Raw genomic sequence first — 512 nt, 5'->3', positions numbered from 1 at the left:
TTGCAAATTGGTATGGGTAGTGATATTTGACAGCGTTTGTGCTTTGAGCTCTTCGGTAACAGCCCCTTTTGCAACTTGTCGCTCTAGATTTTTGGTAATTGTGGCTATTGCTCTTCCCAAGGCATCGATATTGATGTCGATGAGGTTTACTTGGTAGCCAAACTGCGCAAATGTGTGGGCAATTCCATTACCCATTGTTCCTGAACCGATTACTGAGATATTTTTCATGTACATATTTGATTAAAGCTTAAAAATGAGGCTAAAAGACCCAAATTAATGACAAGTTTAGCTAAAATAGGTGATTTTCACCTATTAAGTTGATAACTTCCTCTACACAGTATACTAACTTTTACAATACCTATGTAACTCCTTACGGAAGCATAGACAATGTGCCAACTTACGACTGGCTAGATGCCGTTTCAAGAAAAGGAACAACACAAAATTATGAGCTTAATGTTAGAGGCGGAACTGAAAAAACCAGATTTTATGTGTCGGGTGCATTTAATAAGCAA

General features: G+C 37.7%; 2 protein-coding genes. One reads left to right on the top strand and one right to left on the bottom strand.

The window, feature by feature from the left end; translation table 11 throughout:
* On the bottom strand, nucleotides 1–228 hold a 228-nt coding region (locus JHD69_RS20260; protein ID WP_233166120.1), incomplete at its 3' end, for a 3-hydroxyacyl-CoA dehydrogenase NAD-binding domain-containing protein.
* An 89-nt stretch (nucleotides 229–317) separates the two neighbouring features.
* Between JHD69_RS20260 and JHD69_RS21175 the strand changes: the two genes are divergently transcribed.
* On the top strand, nucleotides 318–512 hold a 195-nt coding region (locus JHD69_RS21175; RefSeq protein WP_233166118.1), incomplete at its 3' end, for a hypothetical protein.

This window comes from Pedobacter sp. ASV12 (assembly GCF_016429155.1).
Classification (GTDB): domain Bacteria; phylum Bacteroidota; class Bacteroidia; order Sphingobacteriales; family Sphingobacteriaceae; genus Pedobacter.
The sequence above is the reverse complement of the archived record's forward strand: the minus strand, read 5'-3'. Positions and strand labels throughout refer to the sequence as shown.